Source organism: Leptospira limi, assembly GCF_026151395.1.
Lineage (GTDB): Bacteria > Spirochaetota > Leptospiria > Leptospirales > Leptospiraceae > Leptospira_A > Leptospira_A limi.
Genome location: NZ_JAMQPV010000001.1, coordinates 1798329 through 1813920, shown reverse-complemented (window position 1 = coordinate 1813920; position 15592 = coordinate 1798329). Strand labels below are relative to the sequence as shown.

16 protein-coding genes and 1 tRNA gene are annotated in these 15592 nt (G+C 38.7%); 9 read left to right on the top strand and 8 right to left on the bottom strand.

Annotated elements, in window-relative coordinates:
• Positions 1–21 precede the first annotated feature (21 nt).
• Complete coding sequence (locus ND812_RS08370; protein WP_265375078.1) at positions 22–906, bottom strand: HEAT repeat domain-containing protein; 885 nt, start codon at positions 904–906, stop codon at positions 22–24.
• Between the two features lie 41 nt (positions 907–947).
• Positions 948–1496: a polyhydroxyalkanoate synthesis regulator DNA-binding domain-containing protein gene (locus tag ND812_RS08365; RefSeq protein WP_108958097.1), complete on the bottom strand. Its 549-nt coding sequence runs from the start codon at positions 1494–1496 to the stop codon at positions 948–950.
• A 57-nt stretch (positions 1497–1553) separates the two neighbouring features.
• On the opposite strand from ND812_RS08365, the gene ND812_RS08360 reads away from it, so the two are divergent.
• Positions 1554–2420 carry a hypothetical protein gene (locus ND812_RS08360; protein ID WP_265375077.1) on the top strand — a complete coding sequence of 289 codons (867 nt, stop codon included), beginning with the start codon at positions 1554–1556 and terminating at the stop codon, positions 2418–2420.
• 28 nt (positions 2421–2448) lie between these two features.
• Here the strand turns inward: ND812_RS08360 and ND812_RS08355 are convergent, their stop codons facing one another.
• From ND812_RS08355 to ND812_RS08335, 5 genes are read right to left on the bottom strand one after another with little or no spacing between them, the layout of a single operon-like run.
• Positions 2449–3222 (bottom strand): hypothetical protein, encoded by a 774-nt coding sequence (locus tag ND812_RS08355; protein ID WP_265358351.1) that lies wholly within the window; start codon positions 3220–3222, stop codon positions 2449–2451.
• A gap of 17 nt (positions 3223–3239) precedes the next feature.
• Positions 3240–3710: a TlpA family protein disulfide reductase gene (locus ND812_RS08350; RefSeq protein ID WP_265375076.1), complete on the bottom strand. Its 471-nt coding sequence runs from the start codon at positions 3708–3710 to the stop codon at positions 3240–3242.
• Positions 3711–3751: 41 nt separating this feature from the next.
• Positions 3752–4651: a decaprenyl-phosphate phosphoribosyltransferase gene (locus ND812_RS08345; protein WP_135591428.1), complete on the bottom strand. Its 900-nt coding sequence runs from the start codon at positions 4649–4651 to the stop codon at positions 3752–3754.
• Entirely contained in the window at positions 4648–5661 is a 1014-nt protein-coding gene (locus ND812_RS08340) for a hypothetical protein (RefSeq protein WP_265375075.1), read from the bottom strand. Before ND812_RS08340 ends, ND812_RS08345 begins: the two co-directional genes overlap by 4 nt.
• A 60-nt stretch (positions 5662–5721) precedes the next feature.
• Positions 5722–7248 carry a TrkH family potassium uptake protein gene (locus ND812_RS08335; protein WP_265375074.1) on the bottom strand — a complete coding sequence of 509 codons (1527 nt, stop codon included), beginning with the start codon at positions 7246–7248 and terminating at the stop codon, positions 5722–5724.
• Between the two features lie 126 nt (positions 7249–7374).
• Here ND812_RS08335 and fusA point away from each other — a divergent pair, with 126 nt between their 5' ends.
• From fusA to prmC, 7 genes are all read left to right on the top strand, one after another.
• Positions 7375–9495, top strand: coding sequence for an elongation factor G (fusA, locus tag ND812_RS08330; RefSeq protein WP_265375073.1), 2121 nt, complete (start codon positions 7375–7377; stop codon positions 9493–9495).
• A gap of 101 nt (positions 9496–9596) precedes the next feature.
• Positions 9597–10250 (top strand): LIC_10271 family cell wall hydrolase, encoded by a 654-nt coding sequence (locus ND812_RS08325; protein ID WP_265375072.1) that lies wholly within the window; start codon positions 9597–9599, stop codon positions 10248–10250.
• Positions 10247–11476 (top strand): amidohydrolase family protein, encoded by a 1230-nt coding sequence (locus ND812_RS08320; protein WP_265375071.1) that lies wholly within the window; start codon positions 10247–10249, stop codon positions 11474–11476. Before ND812_RS08325 ends, ND812_RS08320 begins: the two co-directional genes overlap by 4 nt.
• Before the next feature lie 24 nt (positions 11477–11500).
• Positions 11501–12553 (top strand): tetratricopeptide repeat protein, encoded by a 1053-nt coding sequence (locus ND812_RS08315; RefSeq protein WP_265375070.1) that lies wholly within the window; start codon positions 11501–11503, stop codon positions 12551–12553.
• Complete coding sequence (locus ND812_RS08310) at positions 12553–13197, top strand: Crp/Fnr family transcriptional regulator (protein ID WP_015677846.1); 645 nt, start codon at positions 12553–12555, stop codon at positions 13195–13197. The genes ND812_RS08315 and ND812_RS08310 overlap by 1 nt, the downstream gene beginning before the upstream one ends.
• Positions 13198–13199: 2 nt before the next feature.
• Positions 13200–13272, top strand: a tRNA-Arg gene (locus ND812_RS08305).
• 6 nt (positions 13273–13278) lie between these two features.
• A complete protein-coding gene (gene prmC, locus ND812_RS08300; protein WP_265375069.1) occupies positions 13279–14166 on the top strand; it encodes a peptide chain release factor N(5)-glutamine methyltransferase in 888 nt (295 codons plus the stop codon).
• Here prmC and ND812_RS08295 read toward each other — a convergent pair.
• On the bottom strand, positions 14093–14569 hold the full coding sequence (locus tag ND812_RS08295) for a MarR family winged helix-turn-helix transcriptional regulator (protein ID WP_265375068.1): 477 nt from the start codon (positions 14567–14569) through the stop codon (positions 14093–14095). The genes prmC and ND812_RS08295 overlap by 74 nt on opposite strands.
• A gap of 123 nt (positions 14570–14692) precedes the next feature.
• Between ND812_RS08295 and ND812_RS08290 the strand changes: the two genes are divergently transcribed.
• Entirely contained in the window at positions 14693–15547 is an 855-nt protein-coding gene (locus ND812_RS08290) for an alpha/beta fold hydrolase (protein WP_265375067.1), read from the top strand.
• The last annotated feature ends 45 nt before the right edge of the window (positions 15548–15592 follow it).

The window sequence follows — 15592 nt, the reverse complement described above, 5'->3', positions numbered from 1 at the left end:
CCACAATGAAATGAAATAAGTCTAGGGGCTACGAAATGAAAGTAGATAGGAATGATCTTCTTTCATTTGTGATAAAACAGTTGGGTGATTTTCAACTAGAATCGCCTTTTCTAGGTAAGGTGCTGCAATCCGAAGGTCTAAACGACGTAATGCCTGTGAAGCTTTTTTTCTTACTTCTGGATCCTCATGGGAAAGCATCTCTGTCACCGCTTTAAAATTTTGGTTGGGCAAACGCTCTAATCCTACTATGGCCGATAAAATGGAGATTTTTGCATAGGGGACCTGTTCTTTCCCTAGTCCCTCCGCAAGAGAAGTGATCCACTCCTTACGATTGGATTCATACATTGCATCAGCAGCAGAACTTCTGATATAAAAATTAGGATGAGTCAAGGCTTGTTTGATAGTTTGATCGGAGGATTCCGTTGTTGGAAGTGAACCTAACGCACGTAACATTTCACCACAAGCCAAAACCATGGAAATTTCCCCATCTTCGTAAAAATAAGGACTAGAGGTAGAATGACGATCGGCAACTCCGTCACTAATTTTTCTTACTTTGGGAGGGTTGTATTCGATGATGGAAGCCGACTCTTTTTGAAACGTTTTGATGAGAACAGGAATGGCAATTTTGTCCCCTTTTTTCGCGAGAGCTTTTGCCGCATAAAATTTCACAGCGGGTGCATTGTTCTCACTCGTTGGGAAATTGGGTGTCCCTTCTAAGGCAGAAAGAATGTCCCTATAACCTCGATTTGATTTAATAAATGTTAAACGGTCAATAGCATCACGAATTTCGAAGATATCGGAAGAGCTGAGTCGTTTCCTTTGGGTCTCAAAAAAGGCCTCATCTTGTTCTGAAAATATACTTACGTTCCATAAAAAGACAAGTAGTAGAACATGTTGGAATTTCATTCCTTCCTCCTAAAATTGGAGGACATTCTAACTCATTTTTGCTAATTTTCTTTTAATTTTTCTGCGACTTCTTTTAATTTTTCAGATAAGTCGCCAAGAGTGGCTTTGTCTTCTTCCAAAATGGATTGGCTGAATTTTTCCAAATCCTTTTGGATTTGTTCCTTTTTTTCACTCGCACGGGATGCCATCTTTCGGAGTAAATCTTCTCTGTAGAGACTAAAATCTACTTCCTTCAATTCCCCGAGTTCCACCATCGAATTGACAATCCTTTCCAACCGTTCGCGGGTCAGGTAATTGGCACCAATCCCACCTAAAACCAAACGTTCGAATAGGCCAGAAATATCACGACCTGTCTCTCGGATGAGAGAAGTTAACATAAAATTTGAAAAATCTTCGTTCCTTTGCCCAAGACTCACTTTTAAAAATGTTTGTCCGAGGATTTTGGGTGTAATGTCTTCCCCAGAAAGGTTGTCTTGGACTTTGATTTCTTCCCCACCAATGATCATCTTTGCCACATCTTCTAACGTGATGGTGGAACTTGTTTCTGGATCATAGAGCCTACGGTTTGCGTATCGCTTGAGGAGCTTCATCGGAGATGCTTTTTAAAATGACTTTCAAGCCTAGGGGGTCAACTAAAATACAATCGTATGGACTCACTATTCGGAGCCGTTTTGACACAACTTCCAGAGCGGGAAAAAGAACTCATGATTGCTTGGTTACGAGTAAATGGGCCCGTAGTGAAAGAATGTACGAGTAAAAATTGGAAAGATTTCCCTGATTGTATTCGAATTTTTTCCAAACCAAGTCCAGATTTAGCCAAAGAACTTTTGGATTGGAGCATCGAACCAATCTTATGCGGACAATTTTCAAAGGAAGAAAAAGAGGAATACAAATCCGCAGGTGTATCCTTCTTATGGGATAAACCTTTTCAGAAAATTCATACTCTACCTCTCCACCCAGAACCTGAAAAAAAATTAACATGGATTGTTTGTACAAAAAATCAAATCCTCGACCAAAACATTTTTAGGGTTTTAAAAACTTTAGGTTATTTTGTTTTTACGGAATCAAATCCTGAATTTTTACTCAAAAGATTGTTAGTTGGTCCATGTCATTTTTTGGTATTGGATTGGGATCGAGTTGATACAAAGTTGTTAGTGCCAAATTTAGAAAAAATTAAAAGAGAAAAACCATTTTTGTCGATCGGTATCAAAGATTTTAACAGAGAAAATCTATATCGTGATTTAAAAATGGGAATCAGTGGAATCTCAGAAGTACTCATTGATGGTAAAGACTTTTGGAAGGTATTTTTGGATAGTTTTCCACTCACAGAAGAACAAGTAACAGAAAAACATTGGAAAGAATCAGTAAAATCCGTATCCAAATTAACGTTTACTTTTCAGGAAAAACGAATACCCGTATCCATGAAACTAACCGAAGTAACCATTTTATCGGCAGACCAAACATACCAATCCACAAAAGACCATACCGATTTATTTCGCTGGTTTGTGAGTTAAGAAGATTAAAAATAGAAGACAGTGTGATTCATTCAAATAATAACATGTCATCACTCGAAAGTTCACCCGCTCCTCTGTTTGGAAAAGCTTGCTCAAAAAACAATGCAGCTAACAAATCAAAGTCTTCATCCTCTTCCCGATTTTCCATTTCCCAAAGTTCATTCCTTCGTTTGATGAGAAGAGATACGGTTGCATCTTCTAATGCAAAGTCAATTTTCAATCGATTTAACGTTCGTATCCAATAATTCAAATTATAAATGCTATAATCACGAAAATACGTAAGCCCAGCAATGGTTGGTTCGTATTTGAGTAATGCCTCTGTCAGGTAACAGGCAGTTTTTAAATCTTCAGTAGCACCAGTTTCTTTATAATTGCGATAGATATGGTGGATGGTTTCATGCATCGACATGGTGGAATGGTAAGAATCTTCAATGAGACGTATAGAATCGGGATGGGATTCCATATACCCAAAAACATCTACGATTTCATTTTTCTCTTGGGCTTCTTTTCTAGCCAAATCACATTCTTCATCAGTAGTTTTCGGATCAACTAACAAGATAAATAGATATTTGGTTTCAAAAGCAAACCTTGATTCTTTTGGAATGTAATATTCGATCCAAATGGGTTCTTTGTAGTAATCAATCGACTCTTGGAAACTAAGCTCCGGTGTGACTTTAAGTGATTTGAGTTTTTTGACGTCATCGGTGATGACTTTTTTTCCTTCAACCCTCGTTTTACTTCGTTTGATTTGCCGGAGTTCCGACTTATTCAAAAGTGGCTTGGGTTTGAAGCTCGAGTCCATACTAGATCATCGACAGATTAAAAAAAGCGCAAAAGAAAAGAACGGATCCAAAATCCAATGGGACTCAAAATTCCTGAGTCTGCAAAAACAACTTTTCCATTGGCATTGACAAAGATTGTAGTTGGGTAAGCAGAAATCCTCCATTCCTTTAACATTCGGTAATCTGCCGTGTAAATCGGGTATGTTGATTCAGAAGAAAGGTGGGAGAGGATTTCTTTGGTCTCTTCAGAATCTTCCGATTCCAAAACAGACAAAAACATAGTTTCTTTTGGTAAAAATTTTAAATTGGCTTCTAAAATGGGTGTGTAGGCTTTGCATACCGTACACCAAGTTGCCCAGAAATAGACCACCTTGGGGTGGCCTTTCCAGGAACTTGCTTCCGTTGGGGTTGTTGCTAGTGCCTCAATCGGAATGGATGGATTTGTGTCCCTAGCCTTAAAATAAGCAAATCCTAAGGTTGCCGAAAAAAAGAAAACAAAGGCGAACACCACTTTCCAGCCATAAGGCAACTGCTTCCAAATTTTCATCTCTATTGGTAGACTGGTAGATGGCTCGATATGTTCCCAAACATCAAAAATAAGATGAGGACAAGCCATATGACACCAGAGACGAGCACACTCACATCGGTGAGAATGGCTCTTGTGGGGTTATGCCCCATATTCTTGATGTAAATGATATAAAGGGAACGAAAGATCGCATACACAACAATGGGGACTGTATACACCATATAAGGAGTTCCTAAACTTTTAGCTGTATCAGGACTCACCGTATACATCACATAACTCACAAGAGTTAAAGTTGCCACAACAGCCATCATCAAGTCTAAAAATTCAATTGAGTATTCTTCCAAAATTTTTCTGTGTTTGCCAGCATCAGTTTTCAGAATATTAATTTCACCTCTCCGTTTGGAAAATCCCCAAAAGAGTGCGAGCATAAAAGTACAAAGTAATAACCAATGAGAAAATTCAACCCCAATGACAATGGCACCAGCGATGGCCCGAAGTACAAATCCAATGGAGATACTCATTACATCTAAGATCACAATGTGTTTTAAGACCTTACTATACAACATATTGAATAATAGATAAAAAATGGTTAAATAAAAGAAGACAGGTGAAAGTTTATAAGAACCAATCAAAGCGATCGGCAAAATAACTCCTGTTATTGCAAGAGCAATTCCAGAATCTAAATCTCCACTTGCAAGAGGACGGTGTTTTTTTTCAGGGTGTTTTGCATCTTCCTTTTGGTCTAAAAAATCGTTAAAGACATATTGGCAACTCGCAACAAGCGAAAAAAACAAAAAAGCCAAACATACCTTTGTAAAGGAAGGTACATCAAAAATTCGTTTCGAAAAAATTAATCCAGCAAATAGGATGATATTTTTGATCCACTGAGGGATCCTCATGAGTTTTATATATAAATAGATCATTTTTTCTTCACTTTGTGGGCTTCAATGTATTTCATTTTGACTTTGATGGTTTTGGCATTCTCTAATGTAGGAAACACTAAAAGGATTTTTGGATCTCTTCCAGTAGAAATCATTTCAACTAACTCACCTGGCAATTGTCTCCCAGCGGTTTTGATATCACTAATTTCTAAAAAGTCTTGGTAATCTTCTGGCAATAAACTTTGGCTTACAGTGATTTTTTTAGAATACAATACTTTGCCGTTTGTATCCAGGATTTGTAAATCATCCAAAACAAAACGAATTCCTCTTTGTTCCAAAGGATCAATCCTGAGCCCGCCAAATTTACTCATTGGTTCTGGAAGTGTAAAGACATACTCATTCCAAACACCAACACCTGATTTCGTAACAGGTAAGGAAACCATCAGTGATTCAGAAGTTTGTGGGTGTTCCTTATCCACGAAAGTATACATCTTGATGGATTGGTCCTTCAAAACAGGAAATTTATATTGGTAATATAAAACAGAAATGAGTGATAAGAGTAAAATCGATGTTATAGAAATGATACGTATTTTTCGAATTTGTTTGAATCGATCAAGTTTTGTTTCCATTTTGGAACGGAAAAATGATTTTGATTCATCGATTAAAAAATTATAAGTGATTAAACAACCTTCAAAAATCTCGTTTAACTTTGTTTCCGTTACTTCTACATGTTGATTAAAGTTTTTTAAAAACTGAAATGCTTTTGATTTTGTTTCTGGCAATTGGAAAGAAGACAAGTCACTGTCTTTTGGAATTTCCTTTTTGCCATTTAAACTTTGGTAGTAGTTTACCAAATCGTACACAACGTAATTGAATAAAATATTTGCATCAGCAAGTTTATCATTCGATATCAATATCTCAAGTGACTCCAACCGAGATTCGATTTCGACCAGTTTTTGTTTTTTTTCTTTTTTAAGAACTTCTATCTTTACTTCTTCTGGACTAAGAACGGGAGATCTCCAATAGGAGAGGAATAACTCTTTCACTGACATTTTCACAACTACCAATCCTGATTGTGCCTAAATTTACTAAAACTGATTTTTCTATCCATTTTACCCGACTTGGATTTTTACACCGTCGTCGATGGTACCCATTTTTGGGACTCCAGAATGGCCTGTCGCTGCGATGAGAACCGTAAAAATCCCCACCCTACCCACATACATGACGGCAGCATAAAATAATTTCTCGATATCCCCTAATTGGGAAGTCAGGTTCAAACTATAGCCCACTGTGGAAAATGAAGAAATCAATTCAAAAAAGATAACATGGAGAGAGTGTTGGTTCTGGTCTAAAATCCCAAGCACAATGAATACGAATGCTAAAGCGATTGTTGCTAAAAAATAAACCCGAATTGCCACTGCTACTGAATTCTTAGAAACAGTTTCGCCAAATAACATCACAGGTTTGGAAGGTTGGATGACATTCTTTAAATAAGCAAGTAACAAAACAAAAGTTGTGATCTTGATACCACCTGCCGTTCCTTGTGGACCACCACCGATAAACATGAGTACGGTGATGATGATCACAGTGGCATCATTCAAATGGCCAAGGTCCATTGTGGAAAAACCAGCCGTTCGGGAACAGACAGACATAAAAAATGCATTGGAGATTTTATCCACAACTTCCATGCCGTGAAAGGTATGAGGGTTACTCCTTTCTAAGAAATAAATTCCAAGAAATCCAAAAAGTAACAAAGCAAAAGATCCATACACCAAAAGTCTTGATTGGATCCGCGTGGTTTCGCCACGTAAATGTTTGTTGTACTCCGCGATTCGATTTTCTAAAATTGCGGAAAACTGTGCTGGTAATAACAAAAACCTTGGGACATTCCCAGTTTTTAACGCTTTTTCCATCATGAGGGTTTCTGCTACCACCTCAATGCGGTACACAATTCTCACAAAGATAGTGAGTAACACTTTTTCGAGTAGGATGATGACAGGGAATCCAATCCCTCCGAAAATCACAAGACCCGAAACGATGTACAGGGAAAAAGGATCCAAACGTATGGCACTTAGGTCGTCTGTGATCGAGAAACCAGCGTTATTGAAAGAAGAGACTGCCGTAAACAGGGAAAAAAACCAACGGGTGTTCTCACCTTCCACCCCTTCTGGCATATGGAGGTACAAACCAATGGCTCCCAGGATTTCGATGGAAAATGAAATATTGATGATGGAAAGTAAAATCCGGTTCACTTCATTGGTAGCAAGTGACTCTGTTTCCGTTTGGGTGTCAATGGCGGCGCCAACAAAGGCATTAAACCGAGCGTTCCTGGAAATCCCTTTTGTAATGAGAAACCCAACAATCACAGTAAAACTGATGATCCCAAGTCCCCCCAATTGGATGAGGAATAACATGATCCAATGAGTAGAGGGGTTCAGTCCCGAAAGGGGAATTGGTGACAAACCTGTCACACAAATAGACGAGGCGGAGAGATAGAGACTATCGACAAAAGACAACTCACCTTCTTCCGAAATGTACAAGCCAAACGACCCGAGTATGATGGCGGCAAAAAATCCAAGGCACACCACTCGGGCAAAAGACAAAGTACGAAAAAATCGTTTGAAACGAGCAAGTGGCATATTTCCCTATTCTCTACTTTCTCCAGGATTTTCCCTCTTACCAAAAATCCCAAGTACTTTACAAACGCAGTCCATTTCAGATTTTGGTAGAATCAATTCAACTTTAACCTTATTTTTGAGGAAAATATGACCTCTGCGACGCAAGCAACCAAACGTGATCCAAAATTGGAAAGAATCCGTAATATCGGGATTTCCGCACACATTGACTCAGGGAAAACAACCCTAACAGAACGTATCTTATTTTATACGAACAAAATTCACGCCATCCACGAAGTACGTGGAAAAGACGGTGTGGGTGCTACTATGGACAGTATGGACCTCGAACGAGAAAGAGGGATCACTATCCAGTCAGCTGCTACGTATGCAACTTGGAAAGACATTACAATCAACATCATCGATACTCCGGGCCACGTTGACTTCACAATTGAAGTAGAACGTTCCCTTCGTGTCCTTGACTCTGCGATTATGGTTCTTTGTGGTGTTGCGGGAGTTCAATCTCAGTCCATCACAGTTGACCGCCAGATGAAACGTTACAACGTTCCACGTGTTGCCTTTATCAACAAACTCGACAGAACAGGTGCAAACCCATGGAGAGTGATCGATCAACTCCGTGAAAAACTCCACCTCAATGCCCATGCAGTACAACTTCCGATCGGACTCGAAAACGACCTGAAAGGGATTGTAGACCTCGTGGAGATGAAAGCGTATTATTTTGAAGGTCCAAACGGACAGGATATCAAAATCACTGACATTCCTGATGAATTAAAGGACCAAGCGAATGAAAAACGCGAAGCCCTTCTCGATGCAGTGTCTCTTTTTAGTGATGAACTCACAGAAGAGATGTTAGAAGGAACTCCTTCTGAAGCTCGCGTGAAAGAAGCAATTCGACGTGGTGTCCTTGCACTTAAATTTGTTCCTGTATTTATGGGTTCTGCTTTCAAAAACAAAGGGGTTCAAAGACTTTTGGATGGAGTAGCAGACTACCTCGCATCACCTTATGATGTGGAAAACACAGCAAAAGAAATTGGAAACGAAGAAAACGAACTTATTTTGGATTCTGATCCAGAAAAACCATTAGTTTGCCTAGCATTCAAATTGGAAGACGGACGTTACGGTCAGTTAACCTATGTTCGTGTTTACCAAGGTAGACTCGAAAAAGGGATGACGATCTATAACTCATCTAACAACAAACGCCACAACATTGGTCGTCTTGTTCGTATGCACTCCAATGAAATGGAAGATATTTCCAAAGCGGAAGCAGGTGATATCGTTGCTCTATTTGGTATCGATTGTGCATCAGGGGATACATTCACTGATGGAAAAACAAAACTCACTATGGAGTCTATGTTTGTTCCAAATCCAGTGATCTCACTTACAATTGAATGTAAAGAGTCAAAACAACTTCCAAACCTTGCAAAAGCTCTTAACCGTTTCACAAAAGAAGATCCAACCTTCCAAACTGAAATAGATAAAGAGTCTGGTCAAACCATCATCAAAGGGATGGGAGAACTCCACCTCGAAGTATACATCGAACGTATGAAACGTGAGTATGGTGTGGACCTTGTGACTGGTGCTCCTCAGGTGGCGTATCGTGAAACCATCACTAAATCGGCAGAATTTGATTACACTCATAAAAAACAAACGGGTGGTCAAGGTCAGTTCTCTCGTGTGGCTGGTTACATCGAACCAATCCCACAAGAAGAAGGAAAGGACTACGAATTCGTAGATAAAATCGTGGGTGGTTCCATCCCTCGTGAATACATCGGATCTTGTGATAAAGGTTTCCGTTCTTGTTTAGAAAGAGGATCTCTCATCGGCTTCCCTATCATCGGAGTTCGTTGTGTGATCAATGATGGTGCTTACCATGATGTGGATTCATCTGATATGGCATTCCAGATTGGAGCTCGTTACGGATTCCGCCAAGGTTTCTCAAAAGCAGCACCCATCATCCTCGAGCCAATCATGCGTGTGGAAGTGGAAGGTCCAACTGAATTCCAAGGAGCGATCCTTGCTTCTGTGAACCAAAGACGTGGTATGATCTTAAACACAACAGAAGAGAACGGTTATGCTAAAATTGAAGCAGAAGTTCCTCTTGCTGATATGTTTGGATACTCCACAGTGCTTCGTTCTTCTACCCAAGGAAAAGCTGAGTTCGCTATGGAATTCTCCAAGTATGCTCCTGTTCCAAGAAACGTAGCAGAAGAGCTAATGAAAAAATACAAAGTCAACAACAAAGACGAAGAATAAAACTTCGTTTTTGGTTCTGTTTGGTATTGGAAAAGGCGGGTTTCTCCCGCCTTTTTTATTGCCCTCTCGCTTTTTCATGTCGATACTTGCCTTAGGGAATTATGCGAAAACAAGGCATCATATTCAGTTTTGGTTTGGCACTGATCGCCTTCCCCATCCTTTCCAAACAAATCCAAAAACAAACTCCAAACCAAACAAACCCACTGACGTACCGAGTTGTCAAAGGTGATTCTTGGTATGGAATCGCTCGTAAAATGAATGTTCCAGCCGAAACTTTGGCAAAGTTAAATGGAAGGACCACTTCCGAAAATTTATTCGAAAATGAAAAATTACGAATCCCAAGAGATAAGGAAACCAAATCCATTTCGTCTGAAACAAAGATAAAAGAGAAAATCGCTTTCCCACTTGGACAAAAAGAAAAAATCCAAAAGAAGTTTTCTGAACTTACTTATGACCCTTATAAAGGAATTCAATTCCAAAGGGGGAGTTCCTCTCTTGTCCGTGCTAGTTTTTCAGGAAAGGTCGTACATGTGGATTATATGGATGGGTATGAAAACTTTGTGATATTAGAACATGAAAATGGACTTTATTCCGTTTATGGAAATTTAGAAAGGATCCAAGTCACAGAAGGCCAACAAGTGAATGCAAAAGATCGATTGGGAATTTTAGCTAAAGACAAAGGATTGTATTTCCAACTCAACCAAAACAAAACCAATTTGAATCCTGAACTTATCTTACAAAGGGGATTTGAATGACCCGACCTATTCTATTACAATCCGCTTCCCTATTCCGAAATGGAAAAATGGAATCAAAAGATCTTTTATTTACGGGTGAAAAAATCACAAGTATCGAAGATGCTATCACACCTAACAAGGATATGTTTACTCTTTCCTTACATGGCAAAAAACTGTATCCTGGATTTATCAATTCGCATGACCATTTACTTGCGAGTTACCTACCAAAAGTAGGTGGGACAGAAAAACACCTTTCCTGGTTATCCTATGATAATTTGTATAAAAGTTCAGGAGTGTTCGCCGAACGCCAACAAATTGATCCAGAAATTTTATACTACCTTGGAGCTTACAAAAACTTATTTGCAGGTGTGACATCTGTATTTGATCACATTCCTCATTTTGTGCAAAATCCCTTTCGAGGAATTTTACCTGTTAAATTGATATCGGATTATACCTTAGCACATTCGGTTGGGAATTATAGTTTGGATTGGGGAGAAGGCCCTGCATTAGAATACCGAATGGCAGAACATGCAAACCTTCCTTTTGTGACTCATTTAGCAGAAGGATTAGATGATGATTCAAAACAATCACTTCGTATGTTAGAAAAAATGGATGCCCTTGGTCCACATTCAGTTCTTGTTCATTGTTTGCCATTTGGACCAAAAGAAGCCGATAAAATTGCAGAAAAAGGTGCATCGATAGTTTGGTGCCCTACTTCGAACCTTCATATATTTGGAAAAACTACCAATATCAAACTCTTTTTAGAAAGAGGGGTTAACGTTTGTTTGGGGACAGATTCTTCTCCAAGTGGATCCAATCAATTATTGGAAGAATTAAAAACAGCAAAATCCATTTATTTTGGGTTATACGGTGAAGAACTACCAGAAGAAACTTTATTACAAATGATAACAGAAAATCCACGAAGAGCCTTTCGGTTGGGAAATCCAAATGCACTTATGCCTGGTTTAAGTTGTGATTTTGTAGTGATCAGTGATGAGAAAAAAACTTCTGAGATAAACGTATCAGAACTTCATTGGAAACACATTGATTTGGTTGTAATCGATGGTTATCCCATTTATGGATCACTTGAATTTTTGTCACTCTTCCAAGAGTTTGGATTGGGTACAGAAGAAATTTCGATCGAAGGAAAAAACAAGTTGGTTGCGGGTTCGCCAAAAAAACTCATGAAACAAGTTTCTGACAGTGTCGGTTACAAAAAGAGTTTGGCTTTTTTACCTAATTTTTAAAAATGAAGCGCAAGCGAGGCATGAGTGTCAGGTCCTATCGTACGAAATTATAAAGGTGGTTCCATTGTCTATTTTGAAAAAGACAAGGCAGAGGATATCTTTGTACTACAAAAAGGCCGAGTTGTACTAACTTACACGAATATCAATGGTGTGGAACTCAAAGAGGATGTAAAACTCGGTGAGTTTTTTGGAGTAAAGAGTGCCATTGGACGTTACCCTAGGGAAGAAACAGCACAAGTGATTGGAGCGGCAACCGTTCTTGTCTTCAAAGTGCCTGAATTCGAAAAATTTGTTTCTGACAAAACCCATCTCATCATCAAAATGCTCAAGGTGTTTTCAAGCCAACTGAGGCAAGTGCACAGACAGGTTAGGGAAATCCTCGGACAAGGGGAAGCAAAGAACCCAGCATTTGAGCTAATGAACGTAGCCGAAGTTTTTTATAAAAATGGTAACTTTGACCATGCAGCGTATGCATTTGAGAAATACATCCAACATTATCCGGACGGAATGTACTTAGACCGAGCCAAACAGCTTTTAGACTTAGCTCGCAAAAAAACACCATTCCCTCTCACCATACAAGAGTTAGTTTACAAACCTGAGCCCGGTTCCCAAACAGGGAAACTACAAGAAATGCTCAAAACAATGGCTGTTCCTACTTCGAGCACCACTTCCAGTGTCGATCCAAATTCCATTCTTTCTCAATATGACAAAGCATCTACTTTCATGAATGCAGGTAAGTATGCAGATGCGATTGAACTCTTTAAAACTGTATCTGACAGAACGGATTCGGTGACCCAAGAAGAAGAACAGTTTGTTGAAAATTCTCTTTTTTATATGGGGAAATCTAGTTTTAAAGCAAAAGATTATCCAAGTGCCATTTCTCATTTTTCTAATTTCATCAAACGTTACCCAAAAGGACTACTGCTCAAAGAAAACCTTTACCATTTGGCTCTCGCAACAGAAGCCTCAGGGGACAAAGAAAAAGCCAAACAATTATTCCAAAAGGTAACCCAAATGCCTCCTATGGATGACAGCATCTCCGAAGATGCCAAATCCAAACTCAAAGGAGGTAAATAATGAACGACCAAATGTTAGAAGCTATGTTTGGAAAATTTGGAAAAGTGTTCCAACCAAACGAAGTTTTATTTTGTGAATACGAACCTGGTAACGATTTTTACCTCATCAAAGAAGGAAAAGTCAAAATCACAAAAACCATAGGCACAAGTATCAAAACCTTAGATGTCTTGGAAGCAGGTGATATTTTGGGAGAAATGGCGATTTTGGAAGAACAACCAAGGTCTGCTACTGCCATTGCAGTGACTGAGGTAAAAGCACTCAATTTCAATCGTGCAAACTTTGAGATGCTCATGACGAAAAACCCTGCTCTTGCGATGAAATTATTACATATTTTTTCCTTCCGTATTTATGACCAAAAAAGACGACTGATGATCCTTCTTATGGATGACATTGTAGGAAAAGTTTGTGACGTCTTTGTGATGTTATACGAGAAGCAGTATAATAATGATGTTTATAACGAAATCATCCTTTCTGCAACAGTGGATGACATTGCCAATTGGTGTGCCCAACCTGTGGGAGAAGTCCAAAAAGTCCTCATGCAATATGTAAAAACTGGGAAACTTGACCTCTACCCAGATAAAATTGTTATTCACAATATCTCTGATTTCCAAAGGATAGTGAATCAGAAACGTAAACCTACGTAAAAGCTCCCATAGCTCAGGTGGATAGAGCACTAGTTTCCTAAACTGGGGACACAGGTTCGAATCCTGTTGGGGGCAAACATTATGGCGGAACAACCAGGAACCTTACTTTATTATCTCAAACGTTCCACAGAATTTCTGGAAAAAAAAGAAATTCCAAACCCTCGTGTCGATGCTGAATGGCTTCTCTCGGACCTTCTTGGTTTACCTCGTATCAAACTCTATTCCCAATTTGAAATGCCCCTTTCTCAAAAAGAAATCGATTTGTACAGAGAACGGATTGTAGAACGAAGCAAACGAAAACCAGTAGCTTACATCACAGGGAAAAAAGGGTTCCATCAATTTGAATTTTTCGTATCAGAAGATGTTCTCATCCCTAGGCCAGAAACGGAAGAACTTGTAGATTATCTTTTTAAACAGAAAGAAACACTCGCAAGTGAATTTCCAGATGGAATACAAATTTGGGATTTGTGTTCAGGAAGTGGTTGTATTGGCCTTAGTTTATCACAACTTCTAAAGCCAAACCTTGTTGTGTTATCTGATATTTCAGAAAAAGCAATCGAAACCAGTAAATCAAATGCTGAAAAATACAAACTAACGGATGTTCAGTTTTATGTTTCGAGTTTGGACAATTCACTTCCAAATGAATTCCGTTTTGATATCATAGTTTCAAACCCTCCCTATATCCCAGAATCGGAAAAAAAAGACATTATGCCTGATGTTTTGGAATACGAACCCCATCTAGCATTGTTTGTTTCCGATATCCTCTCTTTCCATCGTGAATTATTTGAATCCGTCAAAAGACGATTAAAACCAGGTGGTTGGTTTTTGATGGAAACCCATCCGACTTACATACAAGAATTAGAAAACTTGGCCATCAGTTTGGGTTTTGTTTCCCCTAAGAAGGTTTTGGATAGTTCTCAAAAGGAACGTTTTTTGTTTCTGAAAACTGAATCGAAGTTTGAATCTTAAAAAGAGTTACAAATAATTCTTTTTCATTTTCTTGACTCAGATTTTTTTTAAAAACTAAATCTGCTTCTTTGACAACAGGTATCCCCTTCTCCCATATGGATTTCCCTTTGGTTGTTAATTTTAAGCTAAAACTTCGTTTGTCTTCACTCGATTGGATTCGTTTGACCCATCCCTTTTTTACCCAACCATCAACTAACCTAGAGATTGTGGTTTTATCTTTGGCCAATCGGTCACTTAAGATTTTCTGGTTCAAACTTTCCTTTTCCATTAGGGGAATCAGTTGGATCCATTCTTCAAATCGCATCCCTACTCGATTCGTCTCAAACTCATTTGAGAGAAACTTTCGCATCTTGAGTAAAGTTTCACTTAAGTGAATGCCTAAATAGGAAAAAATTTCATTCATTCCCCAAATTTAAATTAATTATCGTTTTTGACAAGTTTTTTAGTTGCATATTACAACTATATGGTTGTATATTGCAACTAAATAGAAAATGAATACTCACCAAATTGAATGAGAGGGAATGTTATGGAATGGAACTATCAGACAATCCAAAGGGATGGATTTGAATTTTTAATCGCGCAAAACAATACAAAAGGACCAAACCTCTATTGGCTCGGGAGTGCGTTGTACTACCCAAGGGTGATCCCAAAAACGATGGCATCCAAATATCACATCACTGTTGTGGACCATAGAGGATTTGCGAAACATATAAATTCAACTCCTGAAAATGAATCCATGTATGATTTGGATGTGGTATTGGATGATTTTCACTTCTTCCAAAACCATCTCCAAATCCCAGCCTGTACGATTCTTGGCCACTCAGGCCACGGGTACATGGCTCTGACTTATGCAAAAAAATACCCAGACTGTGTTTCTAAACTCGTCATGGTAGCAACGGGCCCTAACCATGGAGCTCCCCTTTTGGAACGGGAAACATACTTTGCAAATTTCGCAAGTGAAGAGAGAAAAGAAAAACACAGACAACTCCAAACCAATTTCCAAAACCAAATTGAGTCTCACCCTGAAGGCCTTCCAAACTTTTTCAATTTGTATTGTGTGAGCCAGGATGCACTCGGTTTTTATAATCTAAAAATGGATTCCACTCATCTATGGGAAGGGATAAAAACCAACAAACTAGCGTTTGATTATTTGTTTGGAAAAGTTTTTGTCGAGATCAATGTCGAAACCATTTTACCAAATTTAAAACATCCAACCAAACTCATATTAGGAAAGTATGATTTCCAAGTGGCTCCTTATTATACATGGGATACAATCATCGAAAGATTTCCAGATGTGAAACGAACAGTTCTCGACCACTGTGGCCATTTGCCATTTTTCGAAGACCCAAATCAATTTATGAAAGTTATGGATTCGGAATGAAGAGATTGGAACTACGGTAATCTGTTTTTAGGTTTAACAAAACTC

Excerpts from the sequence above, each read along its gene's own strand:
- ND812_RS08345 (WP_135591428.1), bottom strand. The coding sequence starts at position 4,651 with ATGATCTATTTATATATAAAACTCATGAGGATCCCTCAGTGGATCAAA.
- prmC (WP_265375069.1), top strand. The coding sequence starts at position 13,279 with ATGGCGGAACAACCAGGAACCTTACTTTATTATCTCAAACGTTCCACA.
- ND812_RS08365 (WP_108958097.1), bottom strand. The coding sequence starts at position 1,496 with ATGAAGCTCCTCAAGCGATACGCAAACCGTAGGCTCTATGATCCAGAA.
- ND812_RS08290 (WP_265375067.1), top strand. The coding sequence starts at position 14,693 with ATGGAATGGAACTATCAGACAATCCAAAGGGATGGATTTGAATTTTTA.
- ND812_RS08340 (WP_265375075.1), bottom strand. The coding sequence starts at position 5,661 with ATGTCAGTGAAAGAGTTATTCCTCTCCTATTGGAGATCTCCCGTTCTT.
- ND812_RS08320 (WP_265375071.1), top strand. The coding sequence starts at position 10,247 with ATGACCCGACCTATTCTATTACAATCCGCTTCCCTATTCCGAAATGGA.
- ND812_RS08310 (WP_015677846.1), top strand. The coding sequence starts at position 12,553 with ATGAACGACCAAATGTTAGAAGCTATGTTTGGAAAATTTGGAAAAGTG.
- ND812_RS08360 (WP_265375077.1), top strand. The coding sequence starts at position 1,554 with ATGGACTCACTATTCGGAGCCGTTTTGACACAACTTCCAGAGCGGGAA.
- ND812_RS08335 (WP_265375074.1), bottom strand. The coding sequence starts at position 7,248 with ATGCCACTTGCTCGTTTCAAACGATTTTTTCGTACTTTGTCTTTTGCC.
- fusA (WP_265375073.1), top strand. The coding sequence starts at position 7,375 with ATGACCTCTGCGACGCAAGCAACCAAACGTGATCCAAAATTGGAAAGA.
- ND812_RS08355 (WP_265358351.1), bottom strand. The coding sequence starts at position 3,222 with ATGGACTCGAGCTTCAAACCCAAGCCACTTTTGAATAAGTCGGAACTC.
- ND812_RS08370 (WP_265375078.1), bottom strand. The coding sequence starts at position 906 with ATGAAATTCCAACATGTTCTACTACTTGTCTTTTTATGGAACGTAAGT.
- ND812_RS08325 (WP_265375072.1), top strand. The coding sequence starts at position 9,597 with ATGCGAAAACAAGGCATCATATTCAGTTTTGGTTTGGCACTGATCGCC.
- ND812_RS08295 (WP_265375068.1), bottom strand. The coding sequence starts at position 14,569 with ATGAATGAAATTTTTTCCTATTTAGGCATTCACTTAAGTGAAACTTTA.